The 16,962-nt window shown below is 73.9% G+C and carries 13 protein-coding genes and 1 pseudogene; 7 read left to right on the plus strand and 7 right to left on the minus strand.

What is annotated here, in order from left to right:
- Window position 1: 1 nt before the first annotated feature.
- From ACZ7FF_RS07015 to ACZ7FF_RS07040, 6 genes and pseudogenes are all read right to left on the minus strand, one after another.
- Window positions 2-2,371 carry a glycoside hydrolase family 65 protein gene (locus tag ACZ7FF_RS07015; RefSeq protein WP_470810143.1) on the minus strand — a complete coding sequence of 790 codons (2,370 nt, stop codon included), beginning with the start codon at window positions 2,369-2,371 and terminating at the stop codon, window positions 2-4.
- Window positions 2,372-2,373: 2 nt separating this feature from the next.
- Window positions 2,374-4,479: a xanthine dehydrogenase family protein molybdopterin-binding subunit gene (locus ACZ7FF_RS07020; RefSeq protein ID WP_470810144.1), complete on the minus strand. Its 2,106-nt coding sequence runs from the start codon at window positions 4,477-4,479 to the stop codon at window positions 2,374-2,376.
- A gap of 101 nt (window positions 4,480-4,580) precedes the next feature.
- Window positions 4,581-5,576 carry an FAD binding domain-containing protein gene (locus ACZ7FF_RS07025; protein ID WP_470810145.1) on the minus strand — a complete coding sequence of 332 codons (996 nt, stop codon included), beginning with the start codon at window positions 5,574-5,576 and terminating at the stop codon, window positions 4,581-4,583.
- On the minus strand, window positions 5,573-6,112 hold the full coding sequence (locus tag ACZ7FF_RS07030; RefSeq protein WP_470810146.1) for a 2Fe-2S iron-sulfur cluster-binding protein: 540 nt from the start codon (window positions 6,110-6,112) through the stop codon (window positions 5,573-5,575). Before ACZ7FF_RS07030 ends, ACZ7FF_RS07025 begins: the two co-directional genes overlap by 4 nt.
- A gap of 161 nt (window positions 6,113-6,273) precedes the next feature.
- Window positions 6,274-6,609 (minus strand): annotated as a pseudogene (locus ACZ7FF_RS07035) (coagulation factor 5/8 type domain-containing protein); the annotation flags it as partial.
- 53 nt (window positions 6,610-6,662) lie between these two features.
- On the minus strand, window positions 6,663-8,540 hold the full coding sequence (locus tag ACZ7FF_RS07040) for an ABC transporter ATP-binding protein (protein ID WP_470810593.1): 1,878 nt from the start codon (window positions 8,538-8,540) through the stop codon (window positions 6,663-6,665).
- A 165-nt stretch (window positions 8,541-8,705) separates the two neighbouring features.
- On the opposite strand from ACZ7FF_RS07040, the gene ACZ7FF_RS07045 reads away from it, so the two are divergent.
- From ACZ7FF_RS07045 to ACZ7FF_RS07060, 4 genes are all read left to right on the plus strand, one after another.
- Window positions 8,706-9,680: a lysylphosphatidylglycerol synthase transmembrane domain-containing protein gene (locus ACZ7FF_RS07045; RefSeq protein WP_470810148.1), complete on the plus strand. Its 975-nt coding sequence runs from the start codon at window positions 8,706-8,708 to the stop codon at window positions 9,678-9,680.
- A 39-nt stretch (window positions 9,681-9,719) separates the two neighbouring features.
- Window positions 9,720-10,541, plus strand: coding sequence for a crotonase/enoyl-CoA hydratase family protein (locus tag ACZ7FF_RS07050; RefSeq protein WP_470810150.1), 822 nt, complete (start codon window positions 9,720-9,722; stop codon window positions 10,539-10,541).
- A 126-nt stretch (window positions 10,542-10,667) separates the two neighbouring features.
- Window positions 10,668-11,753: a mechanosensitive ion channel family protein gene (locus tag ACZ7FF_RS07055; protein WP_470810151.1), complete on the plus strand. Its 1,086-nt coding sequence runs from the start codon at window positions 10,668-10,670 to the stop codon at window positions 11,751-11,753.
- 19 nt (window positions 11,754-11,772) lie between these two features.
- A complete protein-coding gene (locus ACZ7FF_RS07060; RefSeq protein WP_470810152.1) occupies window positions 11,773-12,162 on the plus strand; it encodes a DUF4186 domain-containing protein in 390 nt (129 codons plus the stop codon).
- Window position 12,163: 1 nt separating this feature from the next.
- Here ACZ7FF_RS07060 and ACZ7FF_RS07065 read toward each other — a convergent pair whose 3' ends face one another.
- Entirely contained in the window at window positions 12,164-12,319 is a 156-nt protein-coding gene (locus tag ACZ7FF_RS07065) for a hypothetical protein (protein WP_470810154.1), read from the minus strand.
- Between the two features lie 221 nt (window positions 12,320-12,540).
- Between ACZ7FF_RS07065 and ACZ7FF_RS07070 the strand changes: the two genes are divergently transcribed.
- The 3 genes from ACZ7FF_RS07070 to ACZ7FF_RS07080 all read left to right on the plus strand — a co-directional run bounded on the left by ACZ7FF_RS07070 (window position 12,541) and on the right by ACZ7FF_RS07080 (window position 16,941).
- Complete coding sequence (locus ACZ7FF_RS07070) at window positions 12,541-14,760, plus strand: NADP-dependent isocitrate dehydrogenase (RefSeq protein WP_470810156.1); 2,220 nt, start codon at window positions 12,541-12,543, stop codon at window positions 14,758-14,760.
- Window positions 14,761-14,875: 115 nt separating this feature from the next.
- Window positions 14,876-15,655, plus strand: a complete 780-nt coding sequence (locus ACZ7FF_RS07075; protein WP_470810157.1) for an N-formylglutamate amidohydrolase — start codon at window positions 14,876-14,878, stop codon at window positions 15,653-15,655.
- A 59-nt stretch (window positions 15,656-15,714) separates the two neighbouring features.
- Complete coding sequence (locus ACZ7FF_RS07080; RefSeq protein WP_470810159.1) at window positions 15,715-16,941, plus strand: cytochrome P450; 1,227 nt, start codon at window positions 15,715-15,717, stop codon at window positions 16,939-16,941.
- Window positions 16,942-16,962: the final 21 nt, after the last annotated feature.

The following is a 16,962-nucleotide window of genomic DNA, read 5'->3' on the forward strand; positions in this document are numbered from 1 at the left end:
CTCAGTCCGGCAGGACCAGCCGGGCCGTCTCCCCCGGCCGTACCGGCACCACCCGGTCGGGCAGCCGGACGTCGACGGGTGAGCCGTCGGAGTCGGGGACGGCGACCTCCAGCAGGCCGAAGCGCAGCCGCAGGCGCACGCCCCAGTTGCCCTGGTAGCGGATGGCGAAGCCGTAGGTGGAGAGTTCGGGGAGCGGGACGGGGTCGAGCCAGAGGGCGCCGTCCCGGGTCTCCAGACCGGTCAGTCCGCGCTGCACGAGGTCGAGGGTCCCGGCCATCGCGCCGAGGTGGATGCCCTCGCCGGTGGTGCCGCCCTGGAGGTCGGCGATGTCGCCGCGCAGTGCCTCCTGGACGAAGGCCCAGGCGCCGGCGCGGCGGGCGCGGGCCAGGATCCAGCCGTGGACCAGGCCGCTGAGGGTGGAGCCGTGGCTGGTGCGGTGCACGTAGTGGTCGACGGTCGCGGACCAGGTCCGCTCGTCGAGGTGGTAGCCCAGCCGGTGCAGGAGCGCGCGGAGTTCGGCGGGTGAGAAGAGGTAGCCGAGCATCAGGACGTCGGCCTGTTTGGACGCCTTGTAGCGGTTGACGGTGTCGCCCTCCGCCTCCAGGATCCGGTCCAGGCGCCGGATGTCGTCGTACCGCTTGCGGTAGCCGTCCCAGTCCAGTTCGGCGAGGTCGCCGTAGCCGTCGAACTGGCTGATCACCCCGTCGTGGAAGGGGACGTGCAGGGTGCGCGAGACCTCCTCCCAGCGGCCGGTCTCGTGCTCGTCCAGGCCGGTGCCCTCGGTGAGTTCGCGGCGGCGCGGCTCGGGCAGGGTGCGCAGCAGTTCCAGGGCCCGTTCGAGCACCCAGGCGGCGGTGACGTTGGTGTACGCGTTGTCGTCGAGGCCGGGTCCGGTCGCCCCGGGGTAGGCGTCGTGGTACTCGTCCGGGCCGACGACGCCGCGAATGCGGTACCGGCCGAGGTGGTCGTCGTAGGTGGCCGAGTCGGCCCAGAAGCGGGCAATCTGGAGCAGCATCTCGGCGCCCTCGCCGTCCCGGAAGGCGGTGTCGCCGGTCGCCTCGCAGTACTGCCACACGTTGTACGCCACGGCCGAGCCGACGTGGTGCTGGAGGTGGGAGTGGTCCCGCAGCCAGCGGCCGGATCGGGGGTTGAGGTGCAGCTGCTGGGTCTCCTCGCGGCCGTCGCTGCCGCTCTGCCACGGGTACAGCGCGCCGCCGCGGCCGAGGCGGTGGGCGGCGTGGCAGGCCGCGTCCAGGCGGCGGTGGCGGTAGCGGAGCAGGGCGCGGGAGACCTCGGGCAGGTGGAGGTTGAGGTAGGGCAGGACGAACAGCTCGTCCCAGAAGACGTGCCCGCGGTAGGCCTCGCCGTGCAGTCCGCGTGCGGGGACGCCGACGTCGAGGTCCGCGGTGTGCGGGGACAGGGTCTGCAGCAGGTGGAACAGGTGGAGGCGCAGGATGCTGCCGGCCTCGCCGGGCACCTCGAGCGCGGTGCGCCGCCACAGCTGGTCCCAGGCGGCGCGGTGGGTGTCCAGCAGCGTGTCGAAGCCGGGTGCCTCGCCCACCCGGTCGACGGCGGCGCGCAGCGGGTCGCCGATGGCCGGGTCGCGGGAGGTGTGCAGGGCGACGGTCTTGTCGACCGTGGTGGTGCGGCCGGGCGGCACGGTGAGGCGCAGGTACTGGACGGCGCGCTGGAGTTCGTTCGCGTCGGTCACCGGCGCCGGGGCGGTGAGCCGCTGGGCGAGTCCGATGCTGATGTCGGAGGTGCGGGTGCGGCAGTGCAGCCACACGGTGTCCGGTGCCTCGGTGCCGGTGCGCACGTCGGTGAGGTGACGGCCGGCCAGGTCGAGGTAGCGGGCCACGCCCGAGTTGGTGACGCCCCCGTCGAGGGCGGCCTCCACCTCCAGGTCGACGGTGACCGCGTCGGCGGTGAACTCCGTGCGCAGGACGGCGAGATGGGGGTCGGCCAGGTGAACGAGCCGCAGCTGGCGCACGTGGAGCGTGCCGTCGGCGCCGAGGGGGTAGCGCGTGCGGCGCTCCAGCACGCCGGGGCCGAGGTGGAGGGTCTGGTGGTGCTCGGTGACGGGCGCGGTGTCCGGGGTGAGCCAGTCCCGCCCGGCGGGCCTGAAGCGCAGCGGCAGCCAGTTGGGCAGGTTGACCATGTCCTCGTTCTCGACCCGGCGTCCGGCGACCTCGGAGACGAGCCGGTTGTAGCAGCCGGCCGCATAGGTGCCCGGGTAGTGGATCTCGTCGGCGGTGCACTCGGGCAGCGCGCCGCGGGTGGCGAAGTAGCCGTTGCCCAGGGTGCACAGGGCCTCCCGCAGGCGTTGCTCCTCGGGCCGGTAACCGTCGTACTCCCAGGTCGGTCCGGTCACCTTCACCCCCCGGACAGCAGGCCGCACAGGATCCGGTCGGGTGTGAGGGGCAGTTCGCGGAAGCGGATCCCGGTGGCGTGGTGGACGGCGTTGCCGATGGCGGCGGCGGTGCCGACGATGCCGATCTCGCCGATGCCCTTGCTGCCCATGGGGTTGAGGTGGGTGTCGTCCTCCGGTATCCAGTCGGCCTCGACGGCGGGGACGTCGGCGTGCGCGGGCACGTGGTACGAGGCGAGGTCGGACTCGGTGAAGTCGCCGAACGCGGGGTCCATGGTGCTGCCCTCGGTGAGGGCCATGCCCAGGCCCATGGTCATGGCGCCGACGAACTGGGAGCGCGCGGTGCGGGCGTTGAGGATGTGCCCGGCGGCGAAGATCCCGAGCAGCCGGCGCACCCGGGTCTCGCCGGTGACGGTGTCGACGGCGACCTCGGCGAAGTGGGCGCCGAAGGCGTGCCGGGCGTAGGGGCTGTCGGCGTCGGCCCGGCCCCCGGTGTCGGCGTGGGCGGTGAGGCCGTCGGCGGGCAGTGGTCCGGTGTGCTCGGCGAGCCGGGCCGCGAGGCGGGCGCAGGCGTCGTGCACGGCCCACCCCCAGGAGGCGGTGCCCGTGGAGCCGCCGGCCAGCCATGCCGGGGGCAGGTCGCTGTTCCCGATCTCGGTGCCGACCCGGTCCAGGGGTACGCCGAGGGCGTCGGCGGCGATCTGGGCGAGGACGGTACGGGCGCCGGTGCCGATGTCGGTCGCGTTGGTGCGGACGACGAAGGTGCCGTCGGACAGTGCGTGGGCGGTCGCCGTCGCCGGGACCGCCGAGAAGGGGTAGGTGGCCGCGGCGACACCGGTGCCGAGCAGCCAGGGGCCCTCGCGGCGGGCGCGCGCGGCTGGGTCGCGGTCGGCCCAGCCGAAGCGGCGGGCCCCCTCGCGCAGGCACTGCTCCAGGTGCCGGCTGCTGAAGGGCTTGCCGCTGCCCGGCTCGCGGACGGGCTCGTTGCGGATGCGCAGCTCGACCGGGTCGGTGCCGAGCGCCTCGGCGAGTTCGTCCACGGCGGACTCCAGGGCGTACATGCCGGGCGCCTCGCCGGGGGCGCGCATCCAGGACGGGCTCGGCACGTCCAGGGGCACGACCCGGTGCACGGTGAGCAGGTTCGGCGTGGCGTACATGACCCGGGCGGGCACCGCGGCCTGCTCCACGAACTCCTTCACCCGCGAGGTGTGGGTGGTGACCTCGTGCAGTACGGCGGTGAGCCGGCCGTCCGGTCCGGCGCCGAGGCGCAGCCGGTGCAGGGTGGGGGCGCGGTGGCCGACGACGGTGGGCAGGTACCGGCGGGGGTAGGCGAGGGTGACGGGCCGGCCGGTGTGCCGGGCGGCCATCGTGGCGAGGACGACGTCGGGGCGCGGGGTCCCCTTGGAGCCGAAGCCGCCGCCGACGTGCTCGGCGACCACGGTGATCCGGTCCTCGGGCAGTTCGAACAGCTGGGCGAGCACGGACCGGACCGTGGTGCTGCCCTGGCTGGAGGTGTACACGGTGAGCCGGTCCCCGTCCCAGTGGGCGGTGCTCGTGTGCGGCTCCATGGGGTGGTTGTGCAGCGGCGGCACCCGGTAGGCGGCGTCGACCCGGACGTCCGCGGCGGCGAAGGCGGTCTCCGGGTCGCCGTGCTCGACGCGGCCCGGCAGGCCGGCGTTGGCCTCCTCCGGCTCGTAGGCGTCCGGGTGGTCCTCGGTGAGTACGGCGTCGTGGGGCTCGGCGTCGTAGCGGACGCGTACCGCGCGGGCCGCCGCCCGGGCGGTCTCCGGGCTCTCGGCCACGGCGAGGGCGACGCACCAGCCCCGGTGCGGCACGCGGGTGTCCTGGAGCACGGCGAGGATGGCGTCCTCGGGTTCGGCCAGCCGGGGGGCGTCGTCGGGGGTGAGGACGGCGAGGACGCCGGGCATCGCCAGGGCGGCCGAGGTGTCCACGGCGGTGACCCGGCCGCGGGCCACGGCGGCGGGCACGGGCCAGGCGTGGACGCGGCCGGGCAGCCGGTGCTCGGCGGCGTAGCGGGCTGCGCCGGTGACCTTCTGCCGCCCCTCCCGGCGCTCGGCGGGGGCGCCCAGGGCGGTGCCGGTGCGGGGCATGGGGTCTCCTCCTGTGACGTTCCTCCGGCGGTGGCGTTCCCGCGCGCCGCGTGTGGTGACGTGCCTGCGGGGCTCCCTTCCGGACGGTCGTGCCCGGGCGGTCAGGCCACGGCGGGTGCCGGGGTGAGACGGCCCAGGACGTCGAGGGCGAGGTTGCGGGCGAGGGGCACCTTGTAGGCGTTGTCGCGCAGCGGCCTAGCCGCGTCCAGCTCCAGGTCGACGGCGCGTTCCAGGGCGGCCGGGGTGGGCGCCGCGCCCAGCAGGGCCTCCTCGGCGCGGTGGGCCCGCCAGGGCCGGTGCGCGAGCCCGCCGAAGGCGAGCCCCACCTGGTCGATCGCGCCGTCCGCCAGCCGCACCACGGCGGCCACGGAGGCGAGGGCGAAGGCGTACGACGCCCGGTCCCGGGCCTTGCGGTAGGCGGACGGCAGGCCGGCCGTGCGGGCCGGGAGGGTGACGGCGGTGATGATCTCGCCGGGACGGATCTCGGTGTCCCGCTCGGGGTGTTCTCCGGGCAGCCGGTGGAAGTCGGCCGCGGGCACGCTCCGGGTGCCGTCGATGCCGTACAGCTCGACCCGGGCGTCGAGTGCGGACAGGGCGACGGCCATGTCGGACGGGTGGGTGGCGATGCAGTGCGCGGAGTGCCCGAGGACCGCGTGGTCGCGGTGGACGCCGTCCAGGGCGCCGCAGCCGCTGCCCGGGTCGCGCTTGTTGCAGGGTTTGTCCAGGTCCTGGAAGTAGGGACAGCGGGTGCGCTGGAGCAGGTTGCCGCCGGTGGTCGCGGCGTTGCGCAGCTGGCCGGAGGCGCCCGCGAGGAGGGCCTGGGAGAGCGCCGGGTAGCGGTCGCGGACGCGCGGGTCGGCGGCGAGGTCGCTGTTGCGGACGGTGGCGCCGACGCGCAGGGAGCCGTCGGGCAGCTCCTCGATCGCGTCCAGCGGCAGCCGGCCGACGTCGACGAGGACGGCGGGGCGTTCCACGCCGAGCTTGATCAGGTCGACCAGGTTGGTGCCCCCGGCCAGGTAGCGGGCGCCGGGGTGGGCGGCGTAGGCCTCCGCGGCCTCCTGGAGGCTGCCGGGCCTGAGGTATCCGAAGCCGTTCACCGGATCACGTCCTCCACCGCCTCGACGATGCGCGGATAGGCGCCGCAGCGGCACAGGTTGCCGCTCATGCGCTCGCGGATCTCGGGCCGGTCCAGCGGGACGGGCCGGCCGGAGGGGGCCGCGGGGTCGGTGACGTGGGAGGGGTGGCCGGCGGCGGCCTCGGCGAGCATGCCGACGGCGGAGCAGAGCTGCCCCGGGGTGCAGTAGCCGCACTGGAAGGCGTCGCGGTCGAGGAAGGCCCGCTGGAGCGGGTGCGGCTCCTCGCCGTCCCCGCCCAGGCCCTCCACGGTGGTGATCTCGCTGCCGTCGAGGGTGACGGCCAGCAGCAGGCAGCTGTTCAGGCGGCGCCCGTCGACCAGCACGGTGCAGGCACCGCACTGGCCGTGGTCGCAGCCCTTCTTCGAGCCGGTGAGATCGAGGTCCTCCCGGAGCAGGTCCAGCAGGACGCGTCGGTGGTCGATGATCAGGGTGTGGGGCTTGCCGTTGACCCGGAGGGTGACCTCGGAGTGCCGGCCTGGCCGGTGTGCGCTGGTCATGGCCTGGATGACCTCCCGGACGGGCGGTGGTGCCGTCCAGTCCGCGTATCCAGGCCACGGCGCCTCACACGTCCTTGGGGGCGGCCCTTCGGCCAGGGGTAGCGGACCAGGTCGGACACGTTGGTCGAGGCGTTCGCGGGGCCTCCGGTGTCGTCGGGGACGACGCCGGGGGTGACCAGCAGGTTCTGCCCGGCCGCCAGGGCCGCGTCGATCTGGGCGGCGGTGGCTCCCGGCTTGACGACGTAGAACCGGCTGCGCGGCAGCGAGGTGCCCGCCGGGTGGCCGTTCGCCCAGCTCGTGCCGGTGGAGTCGGTGCGCGTGGCGGGCACGAACACCTGGTAGCCGCCGGAGCCGTCGACGTACAGGAACGGCTTGTCCCGGGTGACCGGGCTCTGCGCGACCGTGGTGTACGGGGGCTTGGGGAAGCTGGTGGCGGGCACGCCCTGGCTGCCGGCGGACACCATGTTCCAGTCGGACCCGGTCCGGCCGCCCAGCTGGTGCGGCAGCGATCCGCGGCACCCGGTCCCCACGTCCCGGGTGCCGCGGCGGTTCAGGCGGGCGTCACCTCGCCGTCCCGCTCGGCGAACTGGGTCCGGTACAGCTCGGCGTACCGGCCGCCCGCCGCGAGGAGTTCCTCGTGGGTGCCGCGCTCCGCGATCCGGCCGGCCTCCACCACCAGGATCTGGTCGGCGGCCCGGACCGTGGACAGACGGTGGGCGATCACCACGGCGGTACGGCCCTCCAGCGCCTCGGTGAGCGCCTCCTGGACGGCCGCCTCGGAGGTGTTGTCGAGGTGGGCGGTGGCCTCGTCGAGGATGACCACCCGCTGGCGGGCCAGCAGCAGCCGGGCGATGGTCATGCGCTGGCGCTCGCCGCCGGAGAGCCGGTAGCCGCGCTCGCCGACCACGGTGTCCAGGCCGTCCGGCAGGGACCGCACGACGTCGGCGAGGCGGGCGCGGCCGAGGGCGTCCCACAGCTCCTCGTCGGTGGCCTCGGGGCGGGCCAGCAGCAGGTTGGCGCGGACGCTGTCGTGGAAGAGGTGACCGTCCTGGGTGACCATGCCGAGCGTGGCCCGCAGGGAGGTCGCGGTCAGGTCGCGGACGTCGACCCCGCCGATGCGCACCGCGCCCGCGTCGACGTCGTACAGTCGCGGCAGGAGCTGGGCGATGGTGGACTTGCCGGCGCCGGAGGAGCCGACGAGGGCGACGGTCCGGCCGGGTTCGGCGCGGAACGAGACGCCGTGCAGGACCTCGGTGCCGCCACGGGTGTCGAGCGCGGCCACCTCCTCCAGGGAGGCGAGGGAGACCTGGTCGGCGGCCGGGTAGGAGAAGCGGACGTCGTCGAACTCGACGGCGACCGGGCCCTCGGGGACCTCGCGGGCGTCCGGCTTCTCCACGATCAGCGGGCGCAGGTCCAGCACCTCGAAGACCCGCTCGAAGCTGACGATCGCGCTCATCACCTCGACCCGGGCCCCGGCGAGCGCGGTGAGCGGGGCGTACAGCCGGGTCAGCAGCAGGGCCAGGGAGACGACCGCGCCGGGCTCCAGGGTGCCGCGCAGCGCGAACCAGCCGCCGAGGCCGTAGACGAGGGCCAGCGCGAGCGCGGAGACGAGGGTCAGGGAGGTGATGAACACCGACTGGGCCGTCGCCGTGCGCACCCCGATGTCCCGGACCCGGGCGGCGCGCGCCGCGAACTCCACCGACTCCTCCTCCGGGCGGCCGAACAGCTTGACCAGGGTGGCGCCGGGGGCCGAGAAGCGCTCGGTCATCCGGGTGCCCATGGCCGCGTTCAGCGCCGCCGCCTCCCGCTGCATCCGGGCCATCCGGCTGCCCATCCGGCGGGCCGGCAGCACGAACAGCGGCAGCAGCACCAGCGCGAGCAGCGTGATCTGCCAGGACAGGGTGAGCATCACGACCAGCGTGAGCAGCAGGGTCACCAGATTGCTCACCACGCCCGACAGGGTGTTGGCGAACGCCCGCTGCGCGCCGATCACGTCGTTGTTGAGACGGCTGACCAGCGCGCCCGTACGCGTACGTGTGAAGAACGCGACGGGCATGCGCTGCACATGATCGAACACGGCCGTTCTGAGGTCGAGGATGAGGCCCTCGCCGAGCGTCGACGACAGGCGCCGGCCGAGGATGCCGAGCCCCGCCTCCGCGAGGGCGACGAGCGCGATGAGCAGGGAGAGGCGGACCACCGTGCCGGAGTCGTGCCCCGACACGATCGCGTCGACGACGTGGCCGGCGAGCACGGGCGTCGCCACGGCGAGCAGTGCGGTCACCACCCCGAGCAGCACGAACCGGACGATGCCCGCGCGGTGCGGGCGGGCGAAGGCGCCGATGCGGCGCAGCGTTTCACGGGCGAAGGGACGGCGTTCCGCCTGCGCGTTCATCACGCTGTGCAGCTGCGTCCATGCGGTGGTCTCCATGCTCATGGGAGAGACCGTAGAACCTCAAGCTTCATTGAGGTCAATGTCCCCGTCTTTTCACCCGCGCCGTTCGCCGGCCCGAGGAGCCCGATGACCACACCCTGTAATCCTCTGTCCGCGGCCCGGCCACCCTGCGTTGGGACGGCGCGGAAAACCTCTGCGAGTGTGACTGCCGTCCCGCTTCCCCCGCTCCCCCGGGGGCGACTCCCCCGTCGCGTCCCCGTCCGCCAGGTGCTGTGCCTCGCGCCGCTCCTGCTCGTCGCGGTGGCCGCCGTGCGCAACCGGGCCCTGCTCGCCGAGGGCTTCGGCCAGCTGCGCACCGCCTCCTGGCCGTGGCTGCTCGCCGCGGCCTCGGCCACCTGCCTGACCTGGGTGGCCGCCGCCGTCACCCGGCAGGGCGCGGTGGTCCAGCCGCTGCCGAAGGCGCGGCTGCTGGCCACCCAGTTCGCGGCGGCCTCGGCCAACCACCTGCTGCCCACCGGTCTCGGCGCGGGCGCGGTGAACCTGCGCTTCATGACCGTGTGCGGAGTGCCCCTGGCCCGCTCCTCGGCCGCGATCGCCCTGTACATGCTGGCCGAGTGCGTGGGCCGGCTCGGGCTGCTGGCCGCCCTGCTGATCGCCTTCCCGGACGCGCTGCGGTTCGGCTCCCTGCTGCCGCACGGTTCGGCGCTCCCGTTGCTGCTGGCCGCGGCCGGCCTGCTGGTGGGGGCGGCGGCCGCGGTGACGCTCGTACGACGGCTGCGCACCCGTGTGGCCGCGTTCGTGCGGGACGCCCTCGCCGAGGCCCGCTCGGTGCACGCCCGGCCGGCCCGCGCACTGGCCCTCTGGGGCGGCTCGCTGGCCTTCCCCGCGCTCCAGGCGGCCGGGCTCGCCGCGGTCGGCCAGGCGCTGCGGCTGCCGGTGCCGCCCGCCCACATGGCGCTCGCCTACCTCGCGGCGACGGCCGCGGTGGCCCTGGTGCCCACGCCGGGCGGGCTCGGTTCCGTCGAGGCGGCGCTGATCGTGGCCCTGGTCGCGGTGGGCGGCCCGGCCGCGGTGGCCACGGCGGTGGTCCTGGCCTACCGGATCATCACCGTCTGGGTGCCCCTGCTGCCGGGGGCGCTGACCCTGGGGGCACTGGTGCGGCTGAAGGTCATCTGAGGCAGAGTGGCCCTCCCAGCCGAACCCAGGGAGTGAGTCGTGCCGGTCCGCGTGGAGCGCAAGGAGTACGTCACCACCGTCGTCCTGTCACGGCCGGCGGCGCGCAACGCCGTGGACGGCCCGACCGCCGCCGAACTGGCCGGCGCCTTCAGGGAGTTCGAGGCGGACGACGGGGCGCGGGTGGCGGTGCTGTGGGGCGAGGGCGGCACGTTCTGCGCGGGGGCCGACCTGAAGGCGATCGGCACGGAGCGTGGCAACCGGGTGGCCGAGGAGGGCGACGGGCCGATGGGGCCGACCCGGATGCGGCTGTCGAAGCCGGTGATCGCCGCCGTCGCCGGGCACGCGGTCGCGGGCGGGCTGGAACTCGCCCTGTGGTGCGATCTGCGGGTCGCCGAGGAGGACGCCGTGTTCGGGGTGTTCTGCCGCCGCTGGGGGGTGCCGCTGATCGACGGCGGCACGGTACGGCTGCCCCGCCTGATCGGTACGAGCCGGGCCATGGACCTGATCCTGACCGGCCGTCCCGTGCCCGCCCGCGAGGCGTACGAGATGGGGCTCGCCAACCGCGTGGTCGCGCCGGGCACCGCCCGCGCCGAGGCGGAGGCGCTGGCCGCGCACATCGCCGGCTTCCCGCAGGCCTGCCTGCGCAGCGACCGCGCGTCGGTCCTCGACGCGGAGGGCCTGGCCGAGGACACGGCGATGCGCGGTGAACTCCGGCACGGACTCGGCGTGCTGGCGGAGAGCGCCGACGGCGCCGCCCGCTTCGCCTCGGGCGCCGGACGGCACGGCTCGTTCACGGACGGCCGAGCGGACCGGCGCCCGACGGTCCCCGTACGGAACGGCGGTCCGGATACGGCAGGATGAACGATCGCGCCGGTCAAAGGAGTTCCGCGGCCGGCGCGATCGCACATCCGCACATCGAGCAGGTGACCACGTGACGAGACCTCACAGCCGGCACTCCGCAGCGCCCTTGCGCCCCGGAGGTGACCGGTGAACCGAACGCCGACCCTGGACGACCTCGTACTGGCCGGAGTCTCCGTCGCGGCGGGCCTGCTGCTCGCCTTCCTCTCCCGCGTCCTGCTGCGCTGGCTGGCCAAGCACGCCAAGCGGACCCGCTGGAGCGGCGACGACGTGATCGTGGACGCGCTGCGCTCGGTGGTGCCCTGGGCGGCGATCGCGGGCGGCCTGGCCGCGGCGGCGGCCGTGCTGCCGCTGACCCGGACCGTCCAGCACCACACCGACCAGGCCCTGGAGGTCTGGCTGATCCTCGTGGTGACCCTGTCCGCGGCCCGGGTCATCGCCGGCCTGGTCCGCACGGTCACCCAGTCCCGCTCGGGCGTGGCGGGCTCGGCGACCATCTTCGTCAACATCACCCGGGTGCTGGTGCTGGCGATCGGCTTCCTGGTCGTGCTCCAGACCCTGGGCATCTCGATAGCGCCGATGCTCACCGCGCTGGGCGTCGGCGGTCTGGCCGTGGCCCTCGCCCTGCAGGACACCCTCGCCAACCTCTTCGCCGGTGTCCACATCCTCGCCTCCAAGACCGTGCAGCCGGGCGACTACATCCGGCTGAGCAGCGGCGAGGAGGGGTACGTCGTCGACATCAACTGGCGTCAGACCACGGTCCGCCAGCTGTCCAACAACCTGGTGGTCATCCCCAACGGCCAGCTCGCCAAGGCCAACATGACCAACTACACGCGGCCCGAGCAGCGGCTGACCGTGCTGGTGCAGGTCGGTGTGAGCTACGACGCCGACCTGGAGCACGTCGAGCGGGTGACCGCCGAGGTGGTCACGCAGGTCATGACCGACGTCGCGGGCGCGCTCCCGGACCACGAGCCCGCCATCCGCTTCCACACCTTCGGCGACTCCCGGATCGGCTTCACGGTGGTCCTCGGCGTGGGCGAGTTCAGCGACCAGTACCGGATCAAACACGAGTTCATCAAGCGCCTGCACCGCCGCTACCGCGAGGAGGGCATCCGCATCCCGGCCCCCGCCCGCACGGTGGCCCTGCAGCAGGGCGCGGTGGTGATACCGCAGCAGCGCAGCGCCGAGGGCGTGATTCCGGAGGTCACCGAGTAGCTCGTATGCTCGAAGCAGCATGAGCACCCCGCCCGACCCCAGCTCCCTCGACCGGCGGCTGGACGCCCTCGCCCGCCAGCCGTTCCGGGCCCGGTTCCGGCTGCGCGGGCGGGACCGGGCCACCGCCGAGCTGAAGGGGCCGACCACGATCCGGTGGCACGCCTACGACCTGATCGCCGCGCGGCTCGCCCCCGACGAGCCGCGCAACGACGGCAGGCAGACCCCGTACCGGGGGCATCCGGTCTTCGTCGCCCAGCACGCGACCGCCACCTGCTGCCGCGGCTGCCTGGAGCGCTGGCACGGGATCCCGAAGGGGCGGCGGCTGAGCCGGGCGGAGCACGTGTACGTGGTCGACGTGATCTGCCGCTGGATCGAGCGGGAGATGACGGCCGGCCCCGCCCGCGGCTGACTCAGAGCGTCGCGGAGTTCCCGTCGTGTCCGGGCCTGCGCCCGCCGTGCCCGCCGTGCGGGGCGGCGAGGGAGGAGGCGCCGGGGTCACCGTCCGTTCGGGGTGCCGCCGTCGTACCGATCAGGCGGCCGCCGGGGCCGTCACTCTGCTGCGACATCTCATGGTCCGCCTTCGCTCGGGCGGCCGGGTGGTCGATCCGGCCGCCCGGTCGGTGGGCGATCACCTGTGGTCACCGGTGATCAATTGTCATGACCACAGGAAGCGGGATCCGGTTGCGCCGGTGCGGCGCGTTTTCCGGCCGGTACCCCTGTCGAGCGGACCCCCGTCACGAGATATCTTGATGTCGAGCAATGTTGCAGACGTGGAGCGGAGCACCCGGTGACTGACTCGACCATCATCTACACCTACACAGACGAGGCCCCGGCCCTGGCGACGCATTCGTTCCTGCCGGTGATCCAGGCGTACGCCTCGCAGGCCGGTGTGCCCGTCACGACCCGTGACATCTCGCTGGCCGGGCGCATCATCGCCGTCTTCCCGGAGTACCTGAACGAGGACCAGCGCATCCCGGACGCCCTGAGCGAGCTGGGCGAGCTGGCCAAGACGCCCGCCGCCAACATCATCAAGCTGCCGAACATCTCGGCGTCCATCCCGCAGCTCAAGGCCGCCGTCGCGGAGCTGCAGGGCAAGGGCTACGCGCTGCCGGACTACCCGGACGACCCGAAGAGCGACGAGGAGCGCGAGATCCGCGCCCGCTACGACAAGATCAAGGGCTCCGCCGTCAACCCGGTGCTGCGCGAGGGCAACTCCGACCGCCGTGCCCCGGCCTCGGTGAAGAACTACGCCAAGACCCACCCGCACCGCATGGGCGCCTGGAGCTCCGACTCCAGGACCAACGTGGCGACCATGGGCGTGGACGACTTCCGCTCCACGGAGAAGTCCGTGGTGATCCCGGAGGCCGGCTCGCTGCGCATCGAGCTCAAGGGTGACGACGGCTCGACCACCGTGCTGCGCGAGTCGGTACCGGTCCTCGAGGGCGAGGTCGTCGACGCCTCCGTGATGCGGGTCGCCGCGCTGCGCGAGTTCCTGACCGCGCAGGTCGCCCGCGCCAAGGAGGAGGGCGTCCTGTTCTCCGTGCACCTCAAGGCCACGATGATGAAGGTCTCCGACCCGATCGTCTTCGGCCACGTGGTGCGCGCCTTCTTCCCGAAGACGTTCGCGCAGTACGGCGAGACCTTCGCCACCGCCGGCCTGACCCCGAACGACGGTCTGGGCGGCATCCTCAAGGGCATCGAGTCCCTGCCGGAGGGCGCCGAGATCAAGGCCTCCTTCGAGGCCGAGCTCGCCGAGGGCCCCGCCCTGGCGATGGTCGACTCCGACAAGGGCATCACCAACCTGCACGTGCCGTCCGACGTCATCGTCGACGCCTCGATGCCGGCCATGATCCGCACCTCCGGCCACATGTGGGGCCCGGACGGCCAGGAGGCCGACACCCTCGCGGTGCTGCCGGACTCCTCCTACTCCGGCGTCTACCAGGCCGTGATCGAGGACTGCCGCGCCAACGGCGCCTACGACCCGTCGACCATGGGCTCCGTCCCGAACGTCGGCCTCATGGCGCAGAAGGCCGAGGAGTACGGCTCCCACGACAAGACCTTCGAGATCCCGACCACCGGCACCGTCCGCCTGGTCGACCAGGCCGGCAACGTGGTCCTGGAGCAGACCGTCTCCGCGGGCGACATCTTCCGCGCCTGCCAGACCAAGGACGCCCCGATCAAGGACTGGGTGAAGCTGGCCGTCACCCGCGCCCGCGCCACCGGCGACCCGGCGGTCTTCTGGCTGGACGCGACCCGCGCCCACGACGCCAACCTGATCGCCAAGGTCGAGGAGTACCTCCAGGAGCACGACACCGAGGGTCTGGAGATCAAGGTCCTGTCCCCGGTCGAGGCCGCCAAGCTGTCGGTGGAGCGCATCCGCCGCGGCGAGAACACCATCTCGGTGACCGGCAACGTGCTGCGTGACTACCTGACCGACCTCTTCCCGATCCTGGAGCTGGGCACCAGCGCCAAGATGCTGTCGGTCGTCCCGCTGATGGCGGGCGGCGGCCTCTTCGAGACGGGCGCCGGCGGCTCCGCGCCGAAGCACGTCCAGCAGCTGGTCAAGGAGAACTACCTGCGCTGGGACTCCCTCGGCGAGTTCTTCGCCCTGGTGCCGTCCTTCGAGCAGTACGCGGAGACCACCGGCAACACCCGCGCCAAGGTGCTCGCCGACACCCTCGACCGCGCCACGGCGACCTTCCTCGACGAGGACAAGTCCCCGACCCGTCGCGTCGGCGGCATCGACAACCGCGGCAGCCACTTCTACCTGTCCCTGTACTGGGCGCAGGAGCTGGCCCAGCAGACCGACGACGCCGACCTGGCCAAGGCGTTCGCGCCGCTCGCCGAGGCCCTCCAGGCCAACGAGCAGCGCATCGTCGACGAGCTGGTCGCCGTCCAGGGCTCCCCGGCCGACATCGGCGGCTACTACCAGGTCGACAAGGCCAAGGCCGACCAGGTCATGCGCCCGTCGGCCACCTGGAACGAGGCGCTCGCGTCCCTGAGCTGACGCCCGCGGCCCCACCGCCTCGACGCTCCGCCCCGGTCGGCACTGCCCGGCCGGGGCGGAGCCGTTGCCGCCACTCCCCCGCCCGAACGCCACCGCCGACGTCCCGGAGCAGCCAGTGACCCCCTTCGAACTCCTGCCCGGTGCCCCCGAGTCGCCCGTGCTGCTGCACGTGCCGCACTCCGCGCGGACGGTCCCCGGCGACGTGCGCGCCGGGATCGTGCTGGACGACGCCGGTCTGGAGCGGGAGCTGGATCACATCACGGACGCCCACACCGCCGAGCTGGCCGAGCGGGCGGCCGCCCTGGCCGAGGTCACCCCCTGGCGGTTCGTGAACCGGCTGTCGCGGCTGGTCGTGGACCCGGAGCGGTTCCCGGACGAGCGGGAGGAGATGCTCGCCGTGGGCATGGGCGCCGTGTACACGCGGACCACGCACCTGGGCGCGCTGCGGCCCGCGGACACCGATCCGGAGCCGCTGCTCGACCGGTACTTCCGGCCGTACGCGCGGGCGATGTCCGAGGCGGTGGCGGACCGGCTGGCGGCGACCGGGCGGGCCGTGGTGATCGACGTGCACTCCTATCCGGCCCGGCCGCTCCCCTACGAGCTGCACGGCACCGGCCCGCGGCCCCCCGTCTGCCTGGGCACGGACCCCTTCCACACCCCGCCCGAGCTGGCCGCGGCGGCCCGCCGGGCGTTCGCGGACTGCGGGGGGACGGGTCTGGACAGCCCGTTCGGCGGCGCCTACGTACCGCTGGAGTACTACGGCACCGACGCGCGGGTCGGCGCGCTCATGGTCGAGATCCGGCGGGACACCTACATGACCGAGCCGGGCGGGCCCGCCGGGCCGGGACTCGACCGGCTCGCCGCCGCGCTGGCCGCGCTGGCCGGCGCCGGGTAGTCCTCCGGCTGGAGCAGTCCCGCGGGACAGCGGTGGTACGCCGTACCACCGTGGACGTCATGACGACCGTGGAGACGAGCACGCCCACCGGCCAGGAGCCGCCGCCCGTACGGGACTGGCCCGCCCTCGACCTGGCCGGGCCGGACTTCGACCCGGTGCTCACCGGGCTCATGGGCGAGGGGCCGCTCAACCGGATCCGGCTGCCGTTCGGCGAGGGCTGGGCATGGCTGGCCACCCGGTACGAGGACGTCAGGCTGATCACCAACGATCCGCGGTTCAGCCGTGCCGAGGTGACCCGCGGTCAGGTCACCAGGCTGGCGCCGAACTTCGCGCCCCGCCCGGGCTCGCTCGCCTGGGCCGACCAGCCGGACCACAACCGGCTGCGCAAGCCCGTCGCGGGCGCCTTCACCGTGAGCGCGATGAAGCGGCTGCGGCCGCGCGCGCAGCGGATCCTCGACGAGCTGGTCGCCCTGATCCTGCGCGAGGGCCCGCCCGCCGATCTGGTCGAGCGGGTGCTGGAGCCGTTCCCGATCAGCGTCGTCAGCGAGGTCATGGGGGTACCGGCCGCCGACCGGGAGCAGGTGCACACCTGGACCCGGCAGATCATCTCCCTGTCCGGTGGCGCGGACGCCGCCGACCGGGCCAAGACCGGCCTGTACGGCTGGATCACCTCGATCGTCCGGGCCCGGGCGCACAGCACCGACGAGGACGTCTACTCGCTGCTCGCCGCCGCCGTGTCGCGCGGGGAGATCAGCGAGGAGGAGGCCGTGGGACTCGCCGGTCCGCTGCAGATCGGCGGCGAGGCGGTCACCCACAACTGCGGTCAGATGCTGTACCTGCTGCTGACCCGGCCGGAGTTGATGGCGCACCTGCGGACGCGTCCCGAGGCGCGCGGGGCGCTGGTGGACGAGCTGCTGCGCTGGGTCCCGCACCGCAGCACGGTCGGGCTCGCCCGGATCGCGCTGGAGGACGTGGAGATCGCCGGGCACCGGATCGCCGCGGGCGAACCGGTCTACGTCTCCTACCTGGCCGCCAACCGGGATCCGCGACTCTTCCCGGACCCGGACCGTATCGACCCGGACCGGAGTCCCAACCCGCACCTCGCCTTCGGCAACGGCCCGCACTACTGCACCGGCGCGGTGCTGGCCAGGCTCCAGCTGGAGCTGCTGGTGGACACGCTCCTGGAGCGGCTGCCGGGGCTGCGGCTCGCCGTGCCGCCCGAGCAGGTGCTCTGGCGCCACAAGACCATGATCCGCGGGCCGCGGACGCTCCCCGTGACCTGGTGAGTCACGGGGTGCCGGAACGGG

This window comes from Streptomyces sp. NPDC037126 (assembly GCF_055605965.1).